We start from the raw sequence: 20846 nt of genomic DNA on the forward strand, positions 1-20846 counted from the left end.
ACGCGGGCGGGCGAGGCGCCCGTCCCCCTCGCGGCGCGTCCGCCCGCGTCCCCCGTGCGGATGCCGCATCCACCGGATTCCCCCTCGTGCCGCTGGGGCCGGCCCGGTCCGCCGGACGGCCGGCCTGTGCGGCCGCGGCGGCGGCGTTCCGGCACGGTCATCCGGCCCCGAGCGTGAGTTCGCGGCGAACGGGCCCACCGCGTGCCGTTCCGCGCTCGCGGGCCGATCCCGGAAACGCGCGCCGGGCCGATTCGCCGGTCCGCGCCCTCCACCGGTACCCGGCGACGTGCGCAGCCGCCCGCGCAGGCCGGGGGACCGTCCGCGGTCCGCGACCGGCTCGGCCCTGCGGTCGCGGAGTCCCCCGGGCGCGGCACGACCGGCATGCCCGGCGAGGGGACGGCGTGCGGCGGAAGGCGCCGAGCCGTCCTCTGCAGGTGGCCGCATCTGGCCATATGTCGTGGGATATGACTTTTGTCAGTGCTGCGGACGTACGGGCGATTCGTACAGTTGCACCTCCGATGCACCCGACCCCGTTCATCCCCTCGAACGGGCCAGAACGCGGAGGCGACCCCCGTGCGCAGATCATGCGCCAGCACCACGGCCGCAGGTGTCCTCGTGGCAGCCCTGGCCGCTTCCCTCGCGGCGGCCCCGCCGGCCGCCGCCGACCTCGACGCGCGGCGCGGCATCCTGCTCACCAACCCCGGGGGCCCGGGCGGCCACGGGCGCAGCCTCGCCGGCTACTACCAGGGCACCCGGGTGGGCGCGGTGTACGACGTCATCGGCATGGACCCCCGCGGCAGCGGCGGCTCCTCCCCCCGGCTGGACTGCGAGTCCGAGCCCCTGCCCTTCTACTCGCGCCCGACCAACGCCGAGATCTCCGACGCCACCCGGTCCGCGATCCGCTACCAGCGCGACTGCGAGCGGGCCGACGGCGACCTCCGGCCGCACATGACCACCGCCAACACCGCCCGCGACATGGACGTCATCCGGGCCGCCCTGGGCGAGGAGACCACCAACTACCTCGGCTACTCCTACGGAACCTACCTGGGCGCGGTCTACGGGAGCCTGTTCCCCGAGCGGCTGGACCGCACCGTCCTGGACTCGCCGGTGCACCCCGACGGGATCTGGCGCGACGTGTTCCTGCGGCAGGCCCCCGCCTTCAGCGCGAACATGGAACGCTACACCGCCTGGGCGGCCGAACACGACGACGTCCTCGGCTTCGGAGCGACCCAGAAGGAGGTCTACGCGACCTTCGACGCCACCTCCGACCGGCTGCGCGAGGAACCGCGCACCGACTTCCCCGGCATTGTCTACGACAGCCACATGTTCGACCTGGAACTCGGCATGCTCTCCCGGTTCCAGCAGAACTGGGACCTCGCCTCGGAGTACCTCGGCTACTTCGTCCGCGACGAGCCGCTGCCCACGGAGTTCACCTCCGAGATGGCCGCCCTCGCCGAGGAGGAGGACACCGGCTTCACCGAGGACCTGATGACCGCGGTCGTGTGCGAGGCCGCGTGGCCGCGCCGGATCTCTGAGTACCGCGCGGACGCGCGCGAGTACCGGGAGAACCACCCGTACGGGGGCGGTGCCTCCTGGGCCCTCCCGCAGCCGTGCACCTTCAGCGGCCTCGACCGCGTCGAGCCCCCGGTGGAGCTGGAACGCGACGGCTACTCCGAGCCGCTGCTCATCGCCGGCGAGTTCGACGCCAACACCGACTACCAGAGCGGCGTGGCCATGGCCGCGCGGCTGGAGGGCCCCCTCATCACCGTCGCCGGGGACGGCGGGCACGGCTTCTACCTGCCCGGCGGTCTGGAGTGCGTGAGCGACGCTGTGGAGGCCTACCTGGTCGACGGCGTGGTGCCCGCCGACCTCACCTGCCAGGGCCTGCCCCCGGCGGAACTGGACACCGAACCCGAGCTGGACGCCGAGGAGCTCGCCCCCTTGACGGACCAGAGCGTCCCGGTCGGCCTGCGGCTCTGACCGCGGAGCCGACGACGGCCCGCACCACCGGCACCGGTGGTGCGGGCCGTCGCGCGCGTCCGCGAAGGAACGGCCGCGACGCGCGGGACGGCGGCGGCCGGGCCGACGACCCGGCGGAGGCGGCGCGGGGGAGCGAGGCCGGCGGTGCGCCCGGCCGGGCGGCGGTCGACGCACGGAGACCGCCGAGGAGCGGGCACTATCGTGGGTTCATGACTTCCAACGACGAGCGAGCGCAGAGCGAAGGCAGTCAGCCGCCCGAGAGGGTCATCGGGCGGGGGTCGGACGGCGGCGCGGAACCAGGCAGGCCCACCGCCACCAGGGACGGCGCCCCCGTGCAGTCGGTGGACCGCGCCATCACCGTGCTGGAGATCCTCGCCCAGAACGGAGAGGCGGGCGTCACCGAGATCGCGGCGGAACTCGGTGTGCACAAGTCCACGGCCTTCCGGCTCGTGGGGGCGTTGGAACGGCGCGGGCTGGTCGAGCAGCCCGGCCTGCGGGGCAAGTACCAGCTGGGTTTCGGGATCATCCGGCTCGCCGGCGCCATGACCGCCGGACTCGACCTCACCCAGCAGAGCCGCCAGGTCTGCGAGGACCTCGCCGCCGACCTCGGCGAGACCGTGAACATCGCCATCCCCAGTGGCGACGCCGTCGTCAACATCGACCAGGTGCGCGGAGTGTCGGCCGTGGTCAGCCAGAACTGGATCGGACGGCAGAACCCGCTGCACGCCACCTCCAGCGGCAAGGTCCTGCTGGCCCACATGCGCCCGGCCCAGCAGCGCCGGGTGCTGCGCGGCCCGCTGCGGGCGGCCACCCCCCGCACGGTCACCGATCCCGAGACACTGCGTACCCAGCTCGACGAGATCCTCCGCCGGGGCTACGGCACCGCGGCGGAGGAGCTCGAACTCGGCCTGAACGCGGTGGCGGCGCCGATCCGCGGGATCAACGGCGACGTGATCGCCGCCCTCAGCGCCTCGGGGCCCTCCTACCGGATGGAGGCCGACCGGTTAGACGAGATTGGCGCGGCGGTGCTCAAGGCGGCGGAGGAGATCTCCACCCGCATGGGGCACATGCCGGTGTCCTGACGCAGGGGCCGTCCCCTGCTCAGCCGCGCAGCCGAGCGGTGACCGCTCGCACGGCCGCGTCGGTGACGTCCTCGGCCGGCGGCGCGATGTCGATCCGCATGCCCGGCTCGTCCGGCTCCAGCGGCTCCAGCGTCGCGGCCTGCGACGCCAGCAGCCCCGCCGGCATGAAGTGGCCGGTGCGCGCCCGCATCCGGGCGGCGATGACCTCCGTGGGGGCGTCGAGGTGCAGGAAGTAGACCGACGGTGCCCCGGTGCGCAGGATGTCGCGGTAGGCACGGCGCAGGGCGGAGCACGCCATGACGGTGGCCTCGCCGCGGCGCTCGTGCTCGCGGATCCACTCGGCGAGCGTGGTCAGCCACGGCCCCCGGTCGGCGTCGGTCAGCGGAACCCCCTGCGACATCTTCGCGATGTTCGCCTCGGGGTGGAAGGAGTCCGCCTCCGCGAACGGCAGTCCGAGCCGTTCGGCGACCTGCCCGGCGACGGTGCTCTTGCCGCTGCCGGACACGCCCATGAAGACGAAGTGCATACGCTGGCCTTTCCGCGACGGGGGAGCACGGGCACGCTCGCCCGCGGTCTCCCCGACAATAGTGATATCAATACGTGCGTCCGGCTCACCGGCCCGGAGCACGGGCGCGGCCCGGCCGGACCGCGCCGTCCGGCCGGGGGGAACAGCCTCCCGTGGCGTGTGAACGGGGGGTGCAGCCTCCCGTGGCGTGTGAACGGGAGGGACAGCCTCCCGTGGCGTGTGAACGGGGGGTGCAGCCTCCCGTGGCGCGTGAACGGGACAAACAGCCTCCTGTGACGGGTCGACGTGAAGAAGGGACCATGAGCGTGGACACCGCGCACCGCACCCTGCACAACCGCGTCCTGGCGGCGCTGGGGCCGGCGATCGCGGCCGGGGAGTACCGGCCGGGGCACGTCTTCACCCTGGAGCGGCTGGAACGCGACTTCGGGGTATCGCGGACCGTCGCCCGCGAGGCGGTGCGCGTCCTGGAGTCCATGCGGCTCGTGGTGAGCCGGCCGCGCACCGGGGTCCGGGTCACCCCGGCGGAGGACTGGAGCGTGTACGACCCGCAGCTCATCCGGTGGCGGCTGGCCGGACCCGGGCGCGGCGCGCAGCTCCGCTCGCTCACCGAGCTGCGCGCCGCGGTCGAGCCCCCGGCCGCGGCCGCCGCCGCGCGCCGAGCCGCGCCCGAGCACCGGGCGCGGCTCATGGAGCTCAACCGCAGCATGGCCGCGACCGGCGCCGCGGGCGACCTCGACGCCTTCCTGCGCCTCGACGTCGAGTTCCACCGGCTGATCCTGGAGCTGTCCGGCAACGAGATGTTCCGCGGGCTGGCCGGCGTGGTGGCCGAGGTCCTGGCGGGTCGCACCGAGTACGACCTCATGCCGCAGCACCCGCGCCCCGAGGCGCTGCGGCTGCACGCCCACGTGGCCTCGGCCGTGTGCGACGGGCTGCCCGACGTCGCCCAGGCCGCCATGCGCGCCATCGTGGACGAGGTCGTCACCGCCCTGGAGCACGTCGACCCTCCGGGCGGAACGGACCCGTGGCACCTGCCGGCCACCGCGCTCGGCACTACAGGACCAGGCTGAGCAGGAACGCGAACGCGAAGCCCACCACGCCGATCAGGGTCTCCATGACCGTCCAGGTGCGCAGGGTGGTCGCGGTGTCCATGCCCAGGAACCGGCCGACCAGCCAGAACCCGGAGTCGTTGACGTGCGAGAGCACGGTCGAACCGCACGCGATCGCGATGACGATCAGGACCACGTCCATGGACGACAGCCCCGACGCGCTCTCGACCATGGGGGCGACGAGCGCCGCGGTCGTGGTCAGCGCGACGGTCGCCGAGCCCTGGGCCACCCGCAGGGCGGTCGCGATCACGAAGGCCGCCACGATGACCGGCAGGCCGGTCGAGGCCATGCTGTCGGCCAGCGCCTGGCCGATGCCGCTGGCGCGCAGCACCCCGCCGAACATGCCGCCGGCGCCGGTGACGAGGATGATCGAACACACCGGGCCGAGTGCCTGGTCGGCGATCTGCTCCACGCGCTCGCGCGGGTGCCGGCCGCGCCCGAGCACCAGCATGCTGACCAGCGCGGTGATCAGCAGCGCCACCGGCGTCTGCCCGGTCATCACCAGGACCTGGACCAGCAGGTGGTCCTCCGCGACGGCGCCCGCGGTGACGAGGGTGGAGACACCGGTGTTGCCGAAGATCAGCACCATGGGCAGCAGCAGGATCGCCAGCACCGTGGCGAAGTGCGGCGGACGGAGACCGGAGGGGTCCGCCCCCGCGGAGACGTCCGCGGGCACCGGGATCTCGAATTTGCGGCCGGCGTAGCGGGAGTACAGGTAGCTGGCCAGGTACCAGGTGGGGATGGCGAGCACGGTGCCGACGAGCAGGGTGAGACCCATGTCGGCGCCGAGCAGGTCGGCGGCCGCGACCGGTCCGGGGTGCGGCGGGACGAAGGCGTGCATGACCGCGAACGCGCCGGCGGCGGGCAGCGCGTACAGCAGGACCGACCCGCCCAGGCGGCGCGCGACGCTGAAGACCACCGGCAGCATGACGACCAGGCCGGCGTCGAAGAAGATGGGGAAGCCGAACAGCAGCGACGCGATCCCCAGGGCCAGGGGCGCGCGCCGTTCGCCGAACCGCCGCACCAGGGTCTCGGCGAGCACGGCGGCCCCGCCGGTGGTCTCCAGCATGCGGCCGATCATCACGCCGAGTCCCACGAGCAGTGCGACGTTGGCGAGTGTGCTGCCGAACCCGTCGAGCAGGGTGGGGACGACGTCGACCAGCGGGATCCGGGTGGCCAGGGCGACCAGCAGGCTGACCAGGACCAGCGACACGAAGGCGTGCAGCCGCACCCGGATGATGAGCACGAGCAGGAGGGCTACGGCCCCCGCTGCGATGAGGAGCAGCGGAGCGGTTCCGTAGGCGGGCTCGATGGTTTCCAACGGGGCCTCCGAACGGGTGTCTCGTGAGGAGGCGGCGTGACGAACCCGCAGGAGGTGCCACGTCGCCGAGACGTTTCGGGCAATGGTAGTACCATTTGTGAGCCAATGTGAGAGGGGTGTGCGAAGTTGTGATCCGGGGCGGAGTCACCCCGGGGCCGCGGGCCCGTACCGGCAGGCTCGCCGGTCGTTGCCGCCCCGGTGTGCTGCTGGCCGGCCTCGTGCTCCGGCTCCGCGAATCCCCGGACCCGGCGCTAGCCGACGGCATCCTCGAGCTTGGGGACCATGACGTCCAGGGCCTCGGGGACGGACAGCACCGTGGCGGCGCGCAGCGGGGCGAACTCCTCGTTCGTCAGCGGGATGTAGCCGCCGCCCTCCACCACCGGCAGTCGGCGGAACACCGTGTTGCCCTCCAGGTCGTCGCGCAGGTCCTCGGCGTAGAAGTTGACCAGCGCCACGTCGGCGTCGATCGCCTCCAGCTCCTCGAAGCCGACACGGACGGAGAACTCCGAGCCGGGCAGCTCCCCCGCCTCCTCCGACATCACCAGCCCCAGCTCCGCCAGCAGGACCGCGGTGACGTCGTCCGTGGAGCGCATGACGCTCAGCGCCCCGGGCTCGTGGGCCTGGCTGAAGGTGAACGTCGCGCCGTCGAACTCCGGATGCCCCGCCGCCGTGTCGGCGAGCCGGGCCTCCAGGGCCGCCACCAGTTCGCCGGCCTCCTCCGCCCGCCCCAGGGCGGCGCCGGCGGCGGTGGCGCTCTCCTGCCAGGTGTCGCGCAGCGGCCCGTTCCGGTAGGCGACGGTGGGGGCGATCTGGCTGAGCCGCCCGTACTGCTCGTCCACCGTGTACAGCCCGGTCGCCAGGATGAGGTCGGGCTCGGCCGCGGCGACCTGCTCGATGGGGACCGCGCCGTCGGCGTCCGGCCGCAGGACGGTGACGGCGGCACCGGCGAGCGCGTCCTCCTGCCACGGGGCGACGCCGGAGTCGCTGCCCCAGAACGCCTCCATGGCCACCGGGGTGACCCCGAGCGCGAGGGCGAGGTCGGTGTCGCCGAGGCTCAGGGTGACCACCCGTTCCGGTGGTGCGGCCAGTTCGGCGGTCCCGAGGCCGTGTTCGACGGTGATGGCCGGCTCGCCGGGGCCGGCGTCCGGCGGGCCGCCGGGCGCGCAGGCGGCCGTGAGCAGCAGCGGCAGCGCGCCCAGCGCGACCGCGACGCGTCGCGTTGTGGTGTCCATGGTCCTCGGCGCTCCTGGGGGGTGACGGCATGTCGGTGGATTATTAGGTCAGGCTTACCTTAACTCGACGTGGTCCTCCGTGCCGGCGCGGTGCGGCGGATGTGGCGGACCGGGCGGCCGAAACCCTCGACCCGCCTCCGGTCGTGGCCCAAGATGGAGGCAGCCGAGCGCCGGGGAGGGAGCCGGCGGCACCACGGAGGTGGGGCTGGCACCACGTCCACAGGTGGCGGCGGCCATCGCGACACAGCGGAGGCGATCGGGAAGACTGGGGCGCGTCGAGCTGGTCGGACGGCGACGGGAGAGCGGAACGGATGCGAAGGCTGATCAACCAGATACGCCCGTACGCGTGGGGCTCCCCGACGGCCATCCCGCGGCTGCTGGGGCGGTCGCCCGACGGCCGGCCGCAGGCGGAGCTCTGGCTCGGCGCCCACCCCGGCGCACCCAGCTCCCTGGCCACCGAGGACGGTCCGGTGTGCGTCGCCGACGCCATCGCGGGCGACCCCAAGGAGACGCTGGGGGAGCGGACCGTCCGGCACTTCGGCGAGCGGCTGCCGTTCCTGCTCAAGGTGCTCGCGGCCGAGGAGCCGCTATCCCTGCAGGCGCACCCCGACACCCGCCGCGCCGCACTCGGCCACGCGGCGGAGGAGGCGGCGGGCATCCCGGTGGACGCCCCGCACCGCAATTACCGGGACCCCTTCCACAAGCCCGAACTCGTGCTCGCGCTGGAGCCCTTCGAAGCGCTGTGCGGGTTCCGGGAGCCCGCCGCCGCGCTCGCCGACCTCGCCGGCCTCACCGCCCCCCTCGCCGGCATCCTGCGTGCGGACCTGTCGGCCGCCGAACCCGGTGCCGCGCTGCGGGCGGCCATGACCCGGCTGCTCACCCTCGCGCCGGACGAGCGGGCCGGGCTCGTCGGGGGGCTCGTCGCCGAGCTGGCCGCACGCGTGAGCCCCACCGGCCCCGCGCGCCGGCACGCCGCCACGGTCGCGGAGCTGGCCGAGCGCTACCCCGGCGACCCCGGCGCGGTCGCGGCCCTGCTGCTCAACCGCATCACCCTGCGGCCCGGCGAGGCGCTGTTCCTGCCCGCCGGCAACGTGCACGCCTACCTGCGGGGCACCGCCGTGGAGGTCATGGCCAGCTCCGACAACGTGCTGCGGGCCGGGCTGACCGGCAAGCACGTCGACGTCGCGGAGCTGCTCACGGTCGTCGACTTCAGCGTGCTGCCCATCCCGTTCGCCTCGCCGGAGCGGGTCGAGGGCCGCTGGGAGTACCAGCCCGGCGTCGCGGACTTCGCGCTCTCGGTGATCCGGCCGCACGAGGAGGTGGCGCGGCTGCCGGGCGGACTGCCCGCCATCGTGCTGGTGCTCGACGGCACCGCGGAGCTGCGCACCGAGGCCGGCGAGCGGCTGCCGCTGGCCCGCGGTGAGTCGGCCTTCGTGCCGGCCGCGGACGGCCCGGTGACGGTCGAGGGAGCGGCGCACCTGGTGGCGGCCACGGTCGGCGACTCCGTCTGAGGCGTGTCGGACGGGCCGCTGCCCGGCGCGTGGAACCATCATGGGCCGCGACAGAACGTGGTCGTCCCGGCGGGCGTCGGTGCCCTTCCACGAAGCGCGTGGTACTCGCCGCAATCGTCGTTCTGGCGCTGCTGTGCTGGCTCGACGACAGCTCGTGGCTCGCCGGTCCGCCGGCGGGGCAGCCCGCCCCCCCCGCCCGCCGCGGGCTCGGCCAGACCTTCGACGTGGCCGGCGTCGAGAACGACACGTGCACGGCGGAGCGGATCCACCCGCCGGAGCACGCCTACCTGGAGAACACGGTCGAGGGCATGCGCGCCGCCTTCGACTCCGGGGCCGACATCGTGGAACTCGACGTGCACGTCGCCCGGGACGACCAGTTCGCGGTCTTCCACGACTGGGAGGTCGACTGCCGCACCGGCGGGCAGGGCACCACCCGCGACCACACCATGGACGAGCTGCGGCAACTGGACATCGGCTACGGTGACACCGCCGACGGCGGCGCCACCTTCCCCTTCCACGGCACGGGCGCGGGGCTGATGCCCTCGCTGGACGAGGTCTTCGCGGAGTTCCCCGACGAGGAACCGCTCATCCACGTCAAGAGCGACGACCCCGCGGAGGGCGAACTGCTCGCCGAACACCTGGGGCGGCTTCCCGAGGAGCGGCTGGCCGCCATCGCGGTCTACGGCGGCGACGCGCCGGTGGCGGCGCTGCGCGGCGAGCTGCCCGGCCTTCGCACCATGTCCAAGGCGACGCTGCGCGACTGCGTGCCGCGCTACGCCGGTGGGCTGGAGCGGATACGTGCCCGCCGCCTGCGCCGGCACCCAGCCGCACATCCCCGAGGGCATCGCCCCGTGGCTGCGGGGCTGGCCGCACCGGTTCACCGCGCGCATGGCGGCCGCGGGGACCCGGGTCGTCCTCGTCGGCGGCTCCGGCGACTGGTCCGCCGGGACCGTGTGGACCAACCGCGCCGACCTGGTCGCGCCGCTGGTCGCCGGACAGGGGCGGTGAGCCGTGCGCCGTCCAGGCGGCCGTGCGGCGTCGCTACGCTGGGGACCCGTCTGTTCCTGCTGAGAAAGGTGTGACCGATGGCGCTGGAGCGTCCCGAGATCGACCCCCTGGACGGGCCCCCGCCCGCCGACCTGCAGATCACCGACATCACCATCGGTGACGGCGCGCAGGCCGGGCACGGCACGACCGTCTCGGTGCACTACGTCGGGGTGGCCCACTCCACCGGCGAGGAGTTCGACGCCTCCTGGAACCGGGGCGAGCCGCTGCGCTTCCGGCTGGGCGCCCGCCAGGTGATCGACGGCTGGGACCAGGGCGTGCTCGGCATGCGGGTCGGCGGACGCCGCCGGCTCGTCATCCCGCCGCACCTGGGATACGGCGCCACCGGCGCGGGCCGCGGCGCCATCAAGCCGCACGAGACGCTGATCTTCGTCGTGGACCTCCTCGGGGTGGACTGACCAGCACCCTCCCGGCGGGCGCCGAGCCGCCCGCCGGGGTAGGCGCCCGGGCTCACTCCACGCGGCTGCCGTCCGCCCGGGCCACCACGATCTCCACGCCCCTGGCCTCGAAGGGGGCGAGCGCGGCCGGCTCGGCGGCCTCATCGGTGACGAGGACCCACTGCGACGGCAGCCGCGCCCAGGAGTTGAACGGGCGGCGGCCGAGCTTCTCCGAGTGCGCCAGCACGTACACCCGGTCCGCTCGGCCCATCATGAGCTCCTTGAGCCGGGTCTGCTGCAGGTCGGCCTCGCAGATCCCGTTCTCGGCGGTGACACCGTCGGCCCCGAGGAACACCCGGTCGAAGGTGAGCCGCTCCAGCGCCGCCTCCGCGAGCGGGCCGACGAACCCCTGGCTGAGGTGGCGCAGCGTCCCGCCGAGGCATTCGACGTGCACGGTCTCCGACCCCGCGAGCCGCTCCAGGGCGGTCAGGCCGGTGGTGGCCACGGTCAGCCGCGGGACGTCGCGGAGCTCGTGGGCGAGCGCGCCGACACTGGTCCCGGCGTCCAGCAGGATCGTCTCGCCGGAACTCACCTGCGCGGCCGCCCACCGCGCCATGGCGCGCTTGGCCGCGAACGCCTCGTGCGTGCGCTGGCGCAGCGACGGTTCGGGATGCGCGAGCAGCGCCATCGCGCCGCCATAGGTGCGCGCCACCCGCCCCTCCTCGGTCAGCCGGGCGAGGTCGCGGCGGATCGTCGAGGCGGTCACGTCGAACGTGGCGGCGAGCTCCTCGACGCTGGTGAGGCCGCTGGTCATCGCGAGCCGCACGATCTCGTCCCGCCGGTCCCGCGTCCGCATCGCCGCCATCTGCGTTCCTCCGGATGTGCTGTGCCGAGTGTTCGTCGCTGCGGACCCTACCGCCGTCCGGCCGGGGGCGCGGCGCGATCGTGCGCGCAGCGCGCGACCGGATGCGGCGGCGCGCCCCCCCGGGGTGCCCCGGCGGCGGCCGGCCCCCGCCCGGGGGACGGCGGTCCCCCAACTCAGAGCTATTGCGCGTTGTGCGCGTCCTGCTGGGCGTAGCGCGCCCTCGCGGTGCCGGGTGCGGCTCGATGACTTCGGGTGACCTCGCCGTTCCAAGCTGCGCATCCACCTGCGCCGCAAGGGGATTCGCGTTCGTCAGGATGTCACAGAATGCGTTGATCGCGCCAGATTGCTTGCGCGAAACGTGCACAGGTGTCAGAGTGACCGGGGTAACACCCGGTTCGGCGCGAGCCTCGCGGAGGGCACGGCGCCGGCGTCCTCCGCACGACCTCCTCACCTCCATCTCCCCCTCCGAGTATTCGAGAGGCCGACGATGACCCGACAAGGACGCGGCCCGGACATGTCCCGCCGCTCGCTTCTGAGGCTGGGCGCCCTCGCGGGCGCCGGCGCGGCGCTCGGTCCGCTGGCAGCCTGCGCCGGCCCCACCGGCGTCCCCGGCCCGGGAACCCTCACCCTCGCGCTGAACCGCTCGCTGGTCAGCCTCGACAACAAGCTCAACCAGTTCGACGCCGCCGTCACGGTCCAGCGCGCGGTGCGCCAGGCCCTGACCCGGGTCGGCACCGACCTCTCGGTCGAGCCGGTGCTCGCCGAGACGTTCGAGGCGACCACCCCCACGACGTGGACCGTCCGGCTGCGCGAGGGCGCGTGCTACTCCGACGGCTCCCCGGTCACCCCCGAGGACGTCGGCACCGCCCTGGAGATGTACCAGCAGGTCAACGGCTCCTTCGTCGCCAGCTTCTTCCCGGAGTTCCCCACCGTCGTCCCCGTGGACGAGCGCACCTTCACCCTGGAGACCGAGCGGCCGGTGCCGGCCCTCGACTTCCTGATGGCCAACATCCTCGTGACACCGGCCGCCGGCAACCGGCCCGAGGAGCTCCAGGACGGCATCGGCTCCGGCCCCTACGTCGTCACCGCCGCCAACCGCGGCACGGGGGAGTACACGCTCTCCCGCAACGACGCCTACTGGGGGACCGCGCCCCGCGCGCGGACCGTGCGGGTGCGGTTCATGCCCGAGGAGTCCAGCCGCGTGGTCTCCATCCGCAGCGGCGAGGTCGACGTCATCGACTCCATCACCCCCGACTCCGCCGACCAGCTCCTCGGCCTGCCCGGCGTCCGGATGGAGCGCGCGCAGAGCACCCGCATCAACCAGCTCTTCTACAACTTCCGCAAACCGGCCGACCACCCGCTGTCCGACGCCCGGGTCCGCGAGGCGCTGACCTACGCCATCGACGGCCGCGCCCTCGCCGAGGACGTCCTAGTCGGATCGGTCACCCCGGCCGAGGGCGTCGTCCCCACCGGACTGCGCGGCGCGGTCCCCACCGGCGGCTACGTCTACGACCCCGCCCAGGCCCGGCAGCGCCTGGACGCGCTCGGCGTTGACGACCTCGCCGTCACCGTCATCTGGGAGAGCGGCGAGTTCGCCGGCGACGCCTTCGTGATGGAGGCCGTGCACGGCATGCTCACCGACATCGGCGTCCGGGTGACGCTGCGGCAGTTCGAACCCGGCGGCGACATCCTGTCCTGGCGGCAGGGCCGCGCGGGCGACTGGGACATCCTCGGCAACGGCTTCTCCAGCCCGACCGGCCTCGCCGAGAGCATGCTGCAGGGCATGTTCGCGGGCACCGCCGCGAAGGAGGAGACCCGCGACACCTACCACGGCTACGTGTTCCCCCACGTCACCGACCTGATCGAGCGCGCCTCCGCCGAACCCGACGCCGACCGGCGCGCCGAGCTGATGACCGAGGCGCAGCAGGCCGTGTGGGACACCTGGCCGTGCCTGTGGGCGTTCGTGCCCAACGTGGTCCTCGCCCACCAGTCCAGGGTCCGCGACATCGCGCTCGGCCCCACCAACTGCTACGACCTCGCCGCCGTGCGAGTGGAGGGCTGACCCGTGGCGCTCTACCTCCTCAGACGCGTCGGGCAGAGCCTGCTCACGGTCTTCCTCACGGTCTCGACCGTCTTCGTCCTCATCCGCCTGGCCCCCGGCGACCCGGCGACCGCCTACGCGGGACCGCTCGCCACCACCGAGGAACTGGCCCGCATCCGGGCGGAGTTGGGGCTGGACCGCCCGCTGCCCGAGCAGTTCCTCGTCTTCCTGCGCGGCCTGGCCACCGGCGACCTCGGCACCAGCTACTCCTTCCAGGCCCCCGCCCTCGACGTGGTGCTCGACCGGCTGCCGTTCACGATCACGCTGGCGGTCGCGGCCATCCTGCTCACCACCGCGGTGGCCGTCCCCCTCGGCGTGTGGATGGCGCGCCGCGCCGACACCACGCGGGAGCTGGGCGCCAACATCGTGACCGTCGCCGGGCAGTCCATGCCCGACTTCTGGAGCGGCGTCATGCTGCTCACCTTCTTCGCGGTGCTCCTCCCGGTCCTCCCCGCGTCCGGGTTCGCCACCTGGGGCGGCCTGGTGCTGCCCGCCACGACCATCGCGATCCTGCAGATCGCGCTGATCTCCCGGCTGGTCCGCCGTGAAATGGCGGCGAACCTCACCGCGCCCTACCTCACCGTGGCCCGGTCGCGCGGCGTCTCCGAGCGCGCCCTGGTGTGGCGCTACGCCATGGGCAACTCGGCCATCCCGGTGCTCACCGCCCTGGGCACCCGGTTCGCCTCGATGGTCAACGGCGTCGTCGTGGTCGAGGTGGTGTTCGCCTGGCCGGGCGTCGGCTCCCTCGTCGTGCGGGCGCTGGAGACCCGCGACTACCCGCTGATCCAGGCCACGGTGCTCGTGACGGCGGCGCTGGCCATCCTCGTCCAGCTCCTCATCGATCTCGCCTACCCGCTGTTCGACCCGCGGGTGCGTCTCGGGAAGAAGGCCGCAGCATGAGCACCCCCCTCCCGGCGTCCGGCCCGGCCGGCACCGCGCCCCCGCCCGGTGGAGCGGGGCCGCGCCCCAGCGCCGTCACCACGCGCCTCCTCGCCCGCGCGGGGGCCACCCGGCGCCGCCGCGGCGCCCGCGTCAAACTGTGGGTCGGCCTGGTGTGCACGCTGCTCGTCGTCGTTCCGGTGGTGTTCGCCCGGCTGCTGCCGCTGCCCGATCCCACCGAGCAGGACCTCTCCCAGCGGCGGCTGCCGCCGCTCACCGACGGGCACCTCTTCGGCACCGACCAGCTCGGGCGCGACCTGCTCTCCAACGTGCTGCACGGCGGGCAGATGTCGCTGACTATCGGCGTGCTGGCGGTCCTGGTCAGCGGGGTGATCGGCCTGGTGGCCGGGGCGGCGGCCGGCTACTACGGCGGATGGGTCGACTCGGTGGTCTCGCGGCTGCTGGAGGCGCAGCTCTCCCTGCCGCTGCTCATGATGCTGCTGCTCGTGGTCGCCCTGTTCGGCCCGTCGATCCCGGTCATCACCTGCGTCATCGCCGTGGCGCAGTGGCCCGAGGTGGCGCGGCTGACCCGGTCGCTGGTCCTCGTCGAACGCGAGAAGCCCTACGTCGCCGCCGCCCGGGTCCTCGGGCTGCGGCGCGCCGAGATCCTCGTCCGGCACATCCTGCCCAACGTCGTGCGGCAGGCGACCATCGTGGTCTTCCTGCTGCTCGCCCAGGCCGTGCTGCTGGAGAGCGCGCTGTCCTACCTCGGCGCCGGGCCGGAGCGGCCCTTCGCCACGTGGGGCCGCATCGTCTCCGACGGCCAGGACTACATCACCACCTCGTGGTGGCTGGTCACGCTGCCCGGCCTCGTGATCGTCCTGCTCGTCGTGGGAGTCAACCTGCTGGGCGACGGCCTGCGCGACCGCACCCGGCGGCAGGCCGCGTCGAGGCGGCGGGGACCGTCCCCGTCGTGGCGGGACCGCGCAACACGGAAGGGAACGGTGTCATGACCCTGGCGGCATCCGGCCGGCGGCACGCCCGGCCCGCGGACACGGCAGCCCCGCTGCTGGACGTCAGCGAGCTGCAGATCGAGCTGATCACCGACGCCGGCGTGGTCCGCGCCGTCGACGGCGTCAGCTTCCGCATCGAACGCGGCGAGACGGTCACCATCATCGGCGAGTCCGGGTCCGGCAAGTCCACCACCGCCATGGGCGTGCTCGGCCTGCTCCCCGCCGACCTCGCGGTGCTCTCGGGCGCGGTCCGGTTCGGCGGCACCGACGTGGTCGCCGACCCCGCGGCGATCCGGGCCGTGCGCGGCCGCACCGTGTCGCTCATCCCGCAGGACCCGATGACGGCACTCAGCCCCGTCCACACGATCGGCCGCCAGCTCACCGAGGCGGTGCGGCTGCGCCGGCCGGAGCTGCCCCGCAGGGCGGTCCGCGAACGCGCCGCCGAACTGCTCGACCAGGTCCGCATCCCGCGGCCGGCCGCCCAGCTCGCCACCTACCCGCACCAGCTGTCCGGCGGCATGCTGCAACGGGTGCTGATCGCCATCGCGCTGGCCGGCGAACCCGAGCTCCTCGTCGCCGACGAGCCGACCAGCGCGCTCGACGTCACCGTCCAGGCGGGCATCCTCGACATCCTCCTGGAGCTGCAGGAGCGCACCCGGATCGGCATCCTCATGATCACGCACGACCTGGGGGTCGCCCGGCTGGTCTCGGACCGCATCCACGTCATGCGCGACGGGCGCTTCGTCGAGTCCGGCGAGGTCGAGGCCATCGTCGAGGCGCCCGCCAACGACTACACCCGCATGCTGCTGTCGGCGGTGCCCCGGCTCGGGCCGTGGGACGAGGGGGCCGCCGCCGGCGGCCCGACGTCAGGAGAGAGCCGATGAGCGGCACAGCGCCGGCCCCGGGCACCGCCGGGCAGAGCACCACCGGGCCCGCGTTCCTCGACGTGTCCGGCCTCGTGGTGGAGTACCCGGTCCGGGGCGGGGTCGTGCGCGCGGTGGACGACGTCAGCTTCACCGTCGCGCGCGGCAGCACGCTGGCGATCGTGGGGGAGTCCGGATGCGGGAAGTCCACGATCGCCCGCTCGATCGTGCGGCTGCTGCGGCCCACCGCCGGCCGGATCGTCGTGGACGGCACCGACATCGCGGGGCTCTCCGAGCGGCGGCTGCGCCCCATGCGGTCCCGCGTGCAGATGGTGTTCCAGGACCCCTACGCCTCGCTGGACCCGCACCTGAGCGCGCAGGAGATCGTCGCCGAGCCGCTGCGCCGGCGGGGCGTCCGCTCCGCCGCCGAGCGGCGCGCGGAGGCGGCCCGGCTCATCGACCGGGTGGGCCTGCCCGCGAGCGCCCTGGAGCGGCGCCCGGCCGAGTTCTCGGGCGGGCAGCGGCAGCGCATCGGCATCGCCCGCGCGCTCGCCAGCCGGCCCGACCTGCTGGTCTGCGACGAGGCGACCAGCGCGCTCGACGTCTCCGTGCAGGCCCAGGTCCTGGACCTGCTGCGGGAGATCCAGCGCGAGACGCGCCTGACGTATGTGTTCATCTCCCACAACCTCGGCGTGGTCCGCGAGATCAGCCAGGAGGTGGTGGTCATGCGCGCCGGGCGGCTGGTGGAGTCCGGCGCCACCGATCGGGTGCTCGCCGCGCCCCGGCACGAGTACACCCGCGCGCTCCGGCGCGCCGCGCTCGACCCCGCGGTGATCCGCGGCCGCAAACCGCGGGGGCTGGTCGCCGCCGTCTCCCCGCCCGCGTGACCGCGGTGCCCGGCCCGGCGTGCCGCCGGCGCGCGAGGCCGGGGATCCTGCGTGGACCGGGCACCGCGTCCGCCTCCCGAGACGGCCGGCGCCCGCCGGCCGACCTGACCGCCGGCGGCCAGGGACCGCCGTAGCCGACCGCCCACCGCGCCCCGTAACCGAGACCGCCGGCGCCCGCCGGCCGCCCCGACCCCGAGGAGACCGCCATGCCCGACCCCGCGACCAGCTCCGCGCCGGACGCGCTGCCCACCGACGGGGTGCTGCGCCCCCGCGCCGGCGACCCCGGCCGCGCGGACGCCTACCTCCCCGCGCCCGCCGTGCAGAACCACGCGGCGAACCTGGCGGAGCTCCCCGGCGGGGACCTCGGCTGCGTCTGGTTCGGCGGAACCCAGGAGGGCGTGTCCGACATCGGCGTCTGGTTCTCCCGGCTGCCGCGCGGCGCCGACACCTGGACGGAGCCGGTGGCGCTGTCCGACGACCGCACCCGCTCCGAGCAGAACCCGGTGCTGTTCGCGCCCCCCTCCGGCGGCCTCTGGCTGCTCTGGACGGCGCAGCGGGCCGGCCACCAGGACACCTCCGAGGTGCGGCGCCGGATCTCCGCGGACGGCGGCCGCACGTGGGGCGCGGTCGAGACGCTGTTCCCGGCCCGTCCGACCAGCGGTGTCTTCATCCGCCAGCCCGTCACCGTGCTCGACTCCGGCCGGTGGCTGCTGCCCGTCTTCCACTGCGTCTCCGTGCCGGGCCGCGCGTGGGTCGGCGACCGCGACACCAGCGCGGTGATGGTCTCCGACGACCAGGGCGCCACGTGGCGCGAGCGGCCGGTGCCGGACAGCACCGGGTGCGTGCACATGAACATCCAGGCGCTGGCCGACGGCACCCTGCTCGCGCTGTTCCGCAGCCGGTGGGCCGACCACGTCCACCGCTCGCACTCCACCGACGGCGGCGAGACCTGGTCCGCGCCGGTGCCCACCGCCCTGCCGAACAACAACTCCTCGATCCAGTTCGTACGGCTGCGCGACGACCGCCTCGCCCTCGTGTACAACGCCAGCAGCGCGGCCGACGCCACCGAGCGGCGGGTGTCGCTCTACGACGAGATCGACGACGACGGCCTCGCGCCGAGCACGCCGGGCGCCGGCGCGCCGGCCCCCGAGGCGCCGACCGGCGCGGGGGAGCCCGGGCGGGAGGGGGAGCGCACGGCCTTCTGGGGCGCGCCCCGGGCGCCCATGACCCTGGCGGTGTCGGCCGACGGCGGTGCCACGTGGCCGCTGCGGCACGACCTGGAGGTGGGCGACGGCTACTGCCTGACCAACAACTCCCGTGACGGGCTGAACCGGGAGTTCTCCTACCCGAGCATCCTCCAGAACGCCGACGGCGGCCTGGACGTCGCGTTCACCTACTACCGGCAGGCCATCAAGCACGTCCGCCTGAGCCCGGAATGGCTGGCCGCCCGCGCCGCGGAGGCGGGCGCGTGAGGGCCCGGGACGCCGGCGCCGGGCGCTCCGGAGCCGCGCCCCGGCGCGCGGCCGGCACCGGCACGGACGCCCCGCATGCCGCCGCCGCGGAGGCGGACCCCCCGCATGCCGTCGTCACGGGCGCGAGCTCCGGTATCGGCCGCGCCGTCACCGAGCGGCTGCTCGCCGCCGGGTGGCGGGTGACCGCCCTGAGCCGCCGTCCGGCCGGGGCGGCCGGTGACGGCCTGCGCTGGGTGGCGGCCGACCTCGCCGACCTCGACCGCATCCCCGCCGCGGTGGCCGGTGTCGAGCGGGCCGACGCCGTCGTGCACGCCGCCGGGCTGCAGCGCTCGGCCCGCCTCGGCGCCCTGTCGGCGGCGGACGGCGCGGCCATGTGGCAGGTGCACGTCGCCGCCGCGGAGGTGCTCGTCGACGCCCTGGTCGACCGCGTCCCGGACGGCGGCCGCGTGGTGCTGGTCGGCAGCCGCACCATGACCGGGGTGCCCGGCAAGAGCCAGTACGCCGCGACCAAGGCCGCGCTCACCGCCCTGGCCCGCTCCTGGGCCGCCGAACTGGTCGCCCGCCATGTCACCGTGAACGTCGTGGCCCCCGGCCCCACCGACACCCCCATGCTCCACGACCCGGCCCGCGCCGCCACTCCGCCCCGGCTCCCCCCGATGGGCCGCCTCGTCTCCCCCGGCGAGGTCGCCGGCACGGTGGCCTTCCTCCTCGGCCCGGACGCCCGCAGCATCACCGGGCAGACCCTGGTGGTGTGCGCGGGGACGTCGCTGGGCTGAGGGCGCGTCCCCGGGAGGAGGCGCGCCTCCGCGGTGCGGGCGTCCATGGAGCTCCCGTGCCTCCCGGCCCGGCCGCGGGCCCGCTGCCGGCACCGCCGAAGGCGGCGGGGATGATGGACCGGTGCCTAGTGGTGCCGCCCCCCGCGGGCGGGCAGTCGGCCGAAGCCGGGGGAGGCGCCGGTCCCCACCGCGGCGAGCCGCCAGCGACCGGAGCAGGCGCGGCCGCGAGGACGGCCCTTAAACTATTCCGACCAGTTTTGTAGCCATCGTCACTTCTGTGGTGTCTTGTTCCCGCATGGGGTGATCGTTTACGTTCGCACCAGGTCAAGAGTGCCAGCGCGAAGATCCGGCTTGCTGGACGGCAACCTTCTGCACAGCGGGGTGCCCCCGGAGTTGATGACCTGGCTGCGGGGACGCGGCAAGCGTGCACGGCCGGCGGGCGGCGCCCGGCGGTATCGGATGGACCGGAGTGGGACGCTTGCACCGCCCTGCCGCCTCACCGACGAAAGACGACATGAGGGCGGGAACAGTGGGCAGCGCGGCGGAGAGCACGGCGGGCACGGCGCAGGGCGACGTCATCGCGGAGCTGGTGGACCTCGGGGACGAGCTCGCGGCGGCGCGGCGGGTGAAGCCGGAGTTCACGGCACAGACCCAGCACGCCTACGACGCCCTCTTCGCGGTGGCGGGGCCCGTCGCGCCCGCGGTGCGGCGGGGGTTCGCCGCGCTGGTCGCGCGGTGGCACGGGGCGGGCGCCGTCGTCGAGCACCACGCGCGGCACGGGGCCGACCCCCGCCTGTACGGCGACGAGCTTCCCGCCGATCCCGCCCTGCGGGCCGCGGTCGAGCACCTGGACCTCATCACGCTCTCCCCCGCCCTCATCCAGCGCGGGGACATCGAGCGGCTGGCCGCCGCCGGATGGGGGCCCGACGAGATCGTGGTGATCTCGCAGGTCGCCGCCTACACCAGCTTCCAGGTCCGCCTCGTCGAAGGGCTGCGGCTGCTGGGCGGCGGCGCCGCGGCGCCCGGCGCAGCGCTGTCGCGCCCCACCCGCGGACGCGGGCGGACCAAGAGCCTCGCCGACACCGCGTCCAACGGCGCGAAGCGGCCCACCGCCTTCACCCAGGAGCTGCTCGCCTGGACCGCCTGGGTCCCGCCGGTGGCGCCCGAGGACCTCACGGAGGAGCAGAAGGAGGCGTTCGCCGGCAAGACCAACGACGCCTACTTCCGGCTGCTCAGCCGGCTCCCGAAGCTGCTGCGCGCCCGCACCGCCGTGGACAGGGCCCTCTTCTACACCCGCGACGGGCTGCCCCGGGCCGAGCGCGAGCTCGCGGCCGCCGTCACCAGCAAGGTGAACGACTGCGTCTACTGCGCCTCCGTCCACGCGCGCAAGGCGTCGCAGCTCTCCAAGCGGACGGCGGACGTGCAGCGGGTCCTCGACGCCGTGCTCGACCGCGACGAGGACTGGCGCACCGGCGACCTGGCCCCGCTGAGCGCCGGCCAGGACGCCCGCTGGACCGCCGTCGTGGCGTTCGCCGCCGCGCTGTCCACCACCCCCTCCTCCGCGGCACCGGAGCAGGTCGCCGCGCTGCGCGGGCACGGGCTCACCGACGTCGAACTCGTCGACCTGGTCGGCTCCGTCGCCTTCTTCTCCTGGGCCAACCGGCTCATGCTCACGCTCGGCGAGCCGTTCTGGCCCGGCACCGAACCGGCGGCCTGACCCGTTCCGCCGTACCGGCGCCACCCCTTCCGGGGAGCCGCGTCCGCATCCCCCGCGCGGCTCCCCGGAAGGG

18 protein-coding genes and 1 riboswitch are annotated in these 20846 nt (G+C 74.6%); of the genes, 14 read left to right on the top strand and 4 right to left on the bottom strand.

Features of this window, described 5'->3' with window-relative positions; all coding sequences use genetic code 11:
- The first annotated feature begins 615 nt into the window (after positions 1–615).
- Both DEF28_RS18045 and DEF28_RS18050 read left to right on the top strand, forming a co-directional pair.
- The gene (locus DEF28_RS18045) at positions 616–1980 is read left to right on the top strand and encodes an alpha/beta fold hydrolase (RefSeq protein ID WP_233515382.1); all 1365 of its coding nucleotides are present in this window, start codon (positions 616–618) and stop codon (positions 1978–1980) included.
- 341 nt (positions 1981–2321) lie between these two features.
- Complete coding sequence (locus tag DEF28_RS18050) at positions 2322–3062, top strand: IclR family transcriptional regulator (RefSeq protein ID WP_233515383.1); 741 nt, start codon at positions 2322–2324, stop codon at positions 3060–3062.
- A 19-nt stretch (positions 3063–3081) separates the two neighbouring features.
- Here the strand turns inward: DEF28_RS18050 and DEF28_RS18055 are convergent, their stop codons facing one another.
- Complete coding sequence (locus DEF28_RS18055) at positions 3082–3588, bottom strand: gluconokinase (protein WP_114400358.1); 507 nt, start codon at positions 3586–3588, stop codon at positions 3082–3084.
- 299 nt (positions 3589–3887) lie between these two features.
- Here DEF28_RS18055 and DEF28_RS18060 point away from each other — a divergent pair, with 299 nt between their 5' ends.
- Positions 3888–4655, top strand: coding sequence for a FadR/GntR family transcriptional regulator (locus tag DEF28_RS18060; protein ID WP_181874436.1), 768 nt, complete (start codon positions 3888–3890; stop codon positions 4653–4655).
- On the opposite strand, the gene DEF28_RS18065 is transcribed toward DEF28_RS18060, so the two are convergent.
- Positions 4639–6015 carry a GntP family permease gene (locus DEF28_RS18065; protein WP_114400357.1) on the bottom strand — a complete coding sequence of 459 codons (1377 nt, stop codon included), beginning with the start codon at positions 6013–6015 and terminating at the stop codon, positions 4639–4641. The genes DEF28_RS18060 and DEF28_RS18065 overlap by 17 nt on opposite strands.
- A gap of 251 nt (positions 6016–6266) precedes the next feature.
- The gene (locus DEF28_RS18070; protein WP_114400356.1) at positions 6267–7247 is read right to left on the bottom strand and encodes an ABC transporter substrate-binding protein; all 981 of its coding nucleotides are present in this window, start codon (positions 7245–7247) and stop codon (positions 6267–6269) included.
- Between the two features lie 311 nt (positions 7248–7558).
- Between DEF28_RS18070 and manA the strand changes: the two genes are divergently transcribed.
- The 3 genes from manA (at position 7559) to DEF28_RS18085 (ending at position 10221) form a co-directional block, all read left to right on the top strand.
- Entirely contained in the window at positions 7559–8758 is a 1200-nt protein-coding gene (manA, locus tag DEF28_RS18075) for a mannose-6-phosphate isomerase, class I (protein WP_114400355.1), read from the top strand.
- Positions 8759–8856: 98 nt separating this feature from the next.
- Positions 8857–9840, top strand: a complete 984-nt coding sequence (locus tag DEF28_RS18080) for a glycerophosphodiester phosphodiesterase family protein (protein ID WP_199493367.1) — start codon at positions 8857–8859, stop codon at positions 9838–9840.
- Between the two features lie 3 nt (positions 9841–9843).
- On the top strand, positions 9844–10221 hold the full coding sequence (locus DEF28_RS18085; protein WP_114400895.1) for an FKBP-type peptidyl-prolyl cis-trans isomerase: 378 nt from the start codon (positions 9844–9846) through the stop codon (positions 10219–10221).
- Positions 10222–10273: 52 nt separating this feature from the next.
- Here the strand turns inward: DEF28_RS18085 and DEF28_RS18090 are convergent, their stop codons facing one another.
- Entirely contained in the window at positions 10274–11065 is a 792-nt protein-coding gene (locus DEF28_RS18090) for a DeoR/GlpR family DNA-binding transcription regulator (protein WP_181874705.1), read from the bottom strand.
- Positions 11066–11579: 514 nt separating this feature from the next.
- Between DEF28_RS18090 and DEF28_RS18095 the strand changes: the two genes are divergently transcribed.
- The 8 genes from DEF28_RS18095 (at position 11580) to DEF28_RS18130 (ending at position 20773) form a co-directional block, all read left to right on the top strand.
- Positions 11580–13127 carry an ABC transporter substrate-binding protein gene (locus DEF28_RS18095; protein WP_199493369.1) on the top strand — a complete coding sequence of 516 codons (1548 nt, stop codon included), beginning with the start codon at positions 11580–11582 and terminating at the stop codon, positions 13125–13127.
- A gap of 3 nt (positions 13128–13130) precedes the next feature.
- Complete coding sequence (locus DEF28_RS18100) at positions 13131–14066, top strand: ABC transporter permease (protein WP_114400607.1); 936 nt, start codon at positions 13131–13133, stop codon at positions 14064–14066.
- Positions 14063–15058, top strand: a complete 996-nt coding sequence (locus tag DEF28_RS18105) for an ABC transporter permease (RefSeq protein ID WP_114400608.1) — start codon at positions 14063–14065, stop codon at positions 15056–15058. The genes DEF28_RS18100 and DEF28_RS18105 overlap by 4 nt, the downstream gene beginning before the upstream one ends.
- Positions 15055–15942: an ABC transporter ATP-binding protein gene (locus DEF28_RS18110; protein ID WP_114400609.1), complete on the top strand. Its 888-nt coding sequence runs from the start codon at positions 15055–15057 to the stop codon at positions 15940–15942. The genes DEF28_RS18105 and DEF28_RS18110 overlap by 4 nt, the downstream gene beginning before the upstream one ends.
- Complete coding sequence (locus DEF28_RS18115) at positions 15939–16808, top strand: ATP-binding cassette domain-containing protein (RefSeq protein ID WP_114400610.1); 870 nt, start codon at positions 15939–15941, stop codon at positions 16806–16808. The genes DEF28_RS18110 and DEF28_RS18115 overlap by 4 nt, the downstream gene beginning before the upstream one ends.
- Before the next feature lie 206 nt (positions 16809–17014).
- Positions 17015–18280, top strand: a complete 1266-nt coding sequence (locus tag DEF28_RS18120) for a sialidase family protein (protein WP_114433404.1) — start codon at positions 17015–17017, stop codon at positions 18278–18280.
- Entirely contained in the window at positions 18277–19056 is a 780-nt protein-coding gene (locus DEF28_RS18125; RefSeq protein ID WP_199493372.1) for an SDR family NAD(P)-dependent oxidoreductase, read from the top strand. Before DEF28_RS18120 ends, DEF28_RS18125 begins: the two co-directional genes overlap by 4 nt.
- A 322-nt stretch (positions 19057–19378) precedes the next feature.
- A riboswitch (SAM riboswitch) is annotated at positions 19379–19487 on the top strand.
- Positions 19488–19570: 83 nt separating this feature from the next.
- Positions 19571–20773: a peroxidase-related enzyme gene (locus DEF28_RS18130; protein ID WP_114400427.1), complete on the top strand. Its 1203-nt coding sequence runs from the start codon at positions 19571–19573 to the stop codon at positions 20771–20773.
- The last annotated feature ends 73 nt before the right edge of the window (positions 20774–20846 follow it).

It is taken from the genome of Marinitenerispora sediminis, assembly GCF_003336425.1.
Taxonomy (GTDB): domain Bacteria; phylum Actinomycetota; class Actinomycetes; order Streptosporangiales; family Streptosporangiaceae; genus Marinitenerispora; species Marinitenerispora sediminis.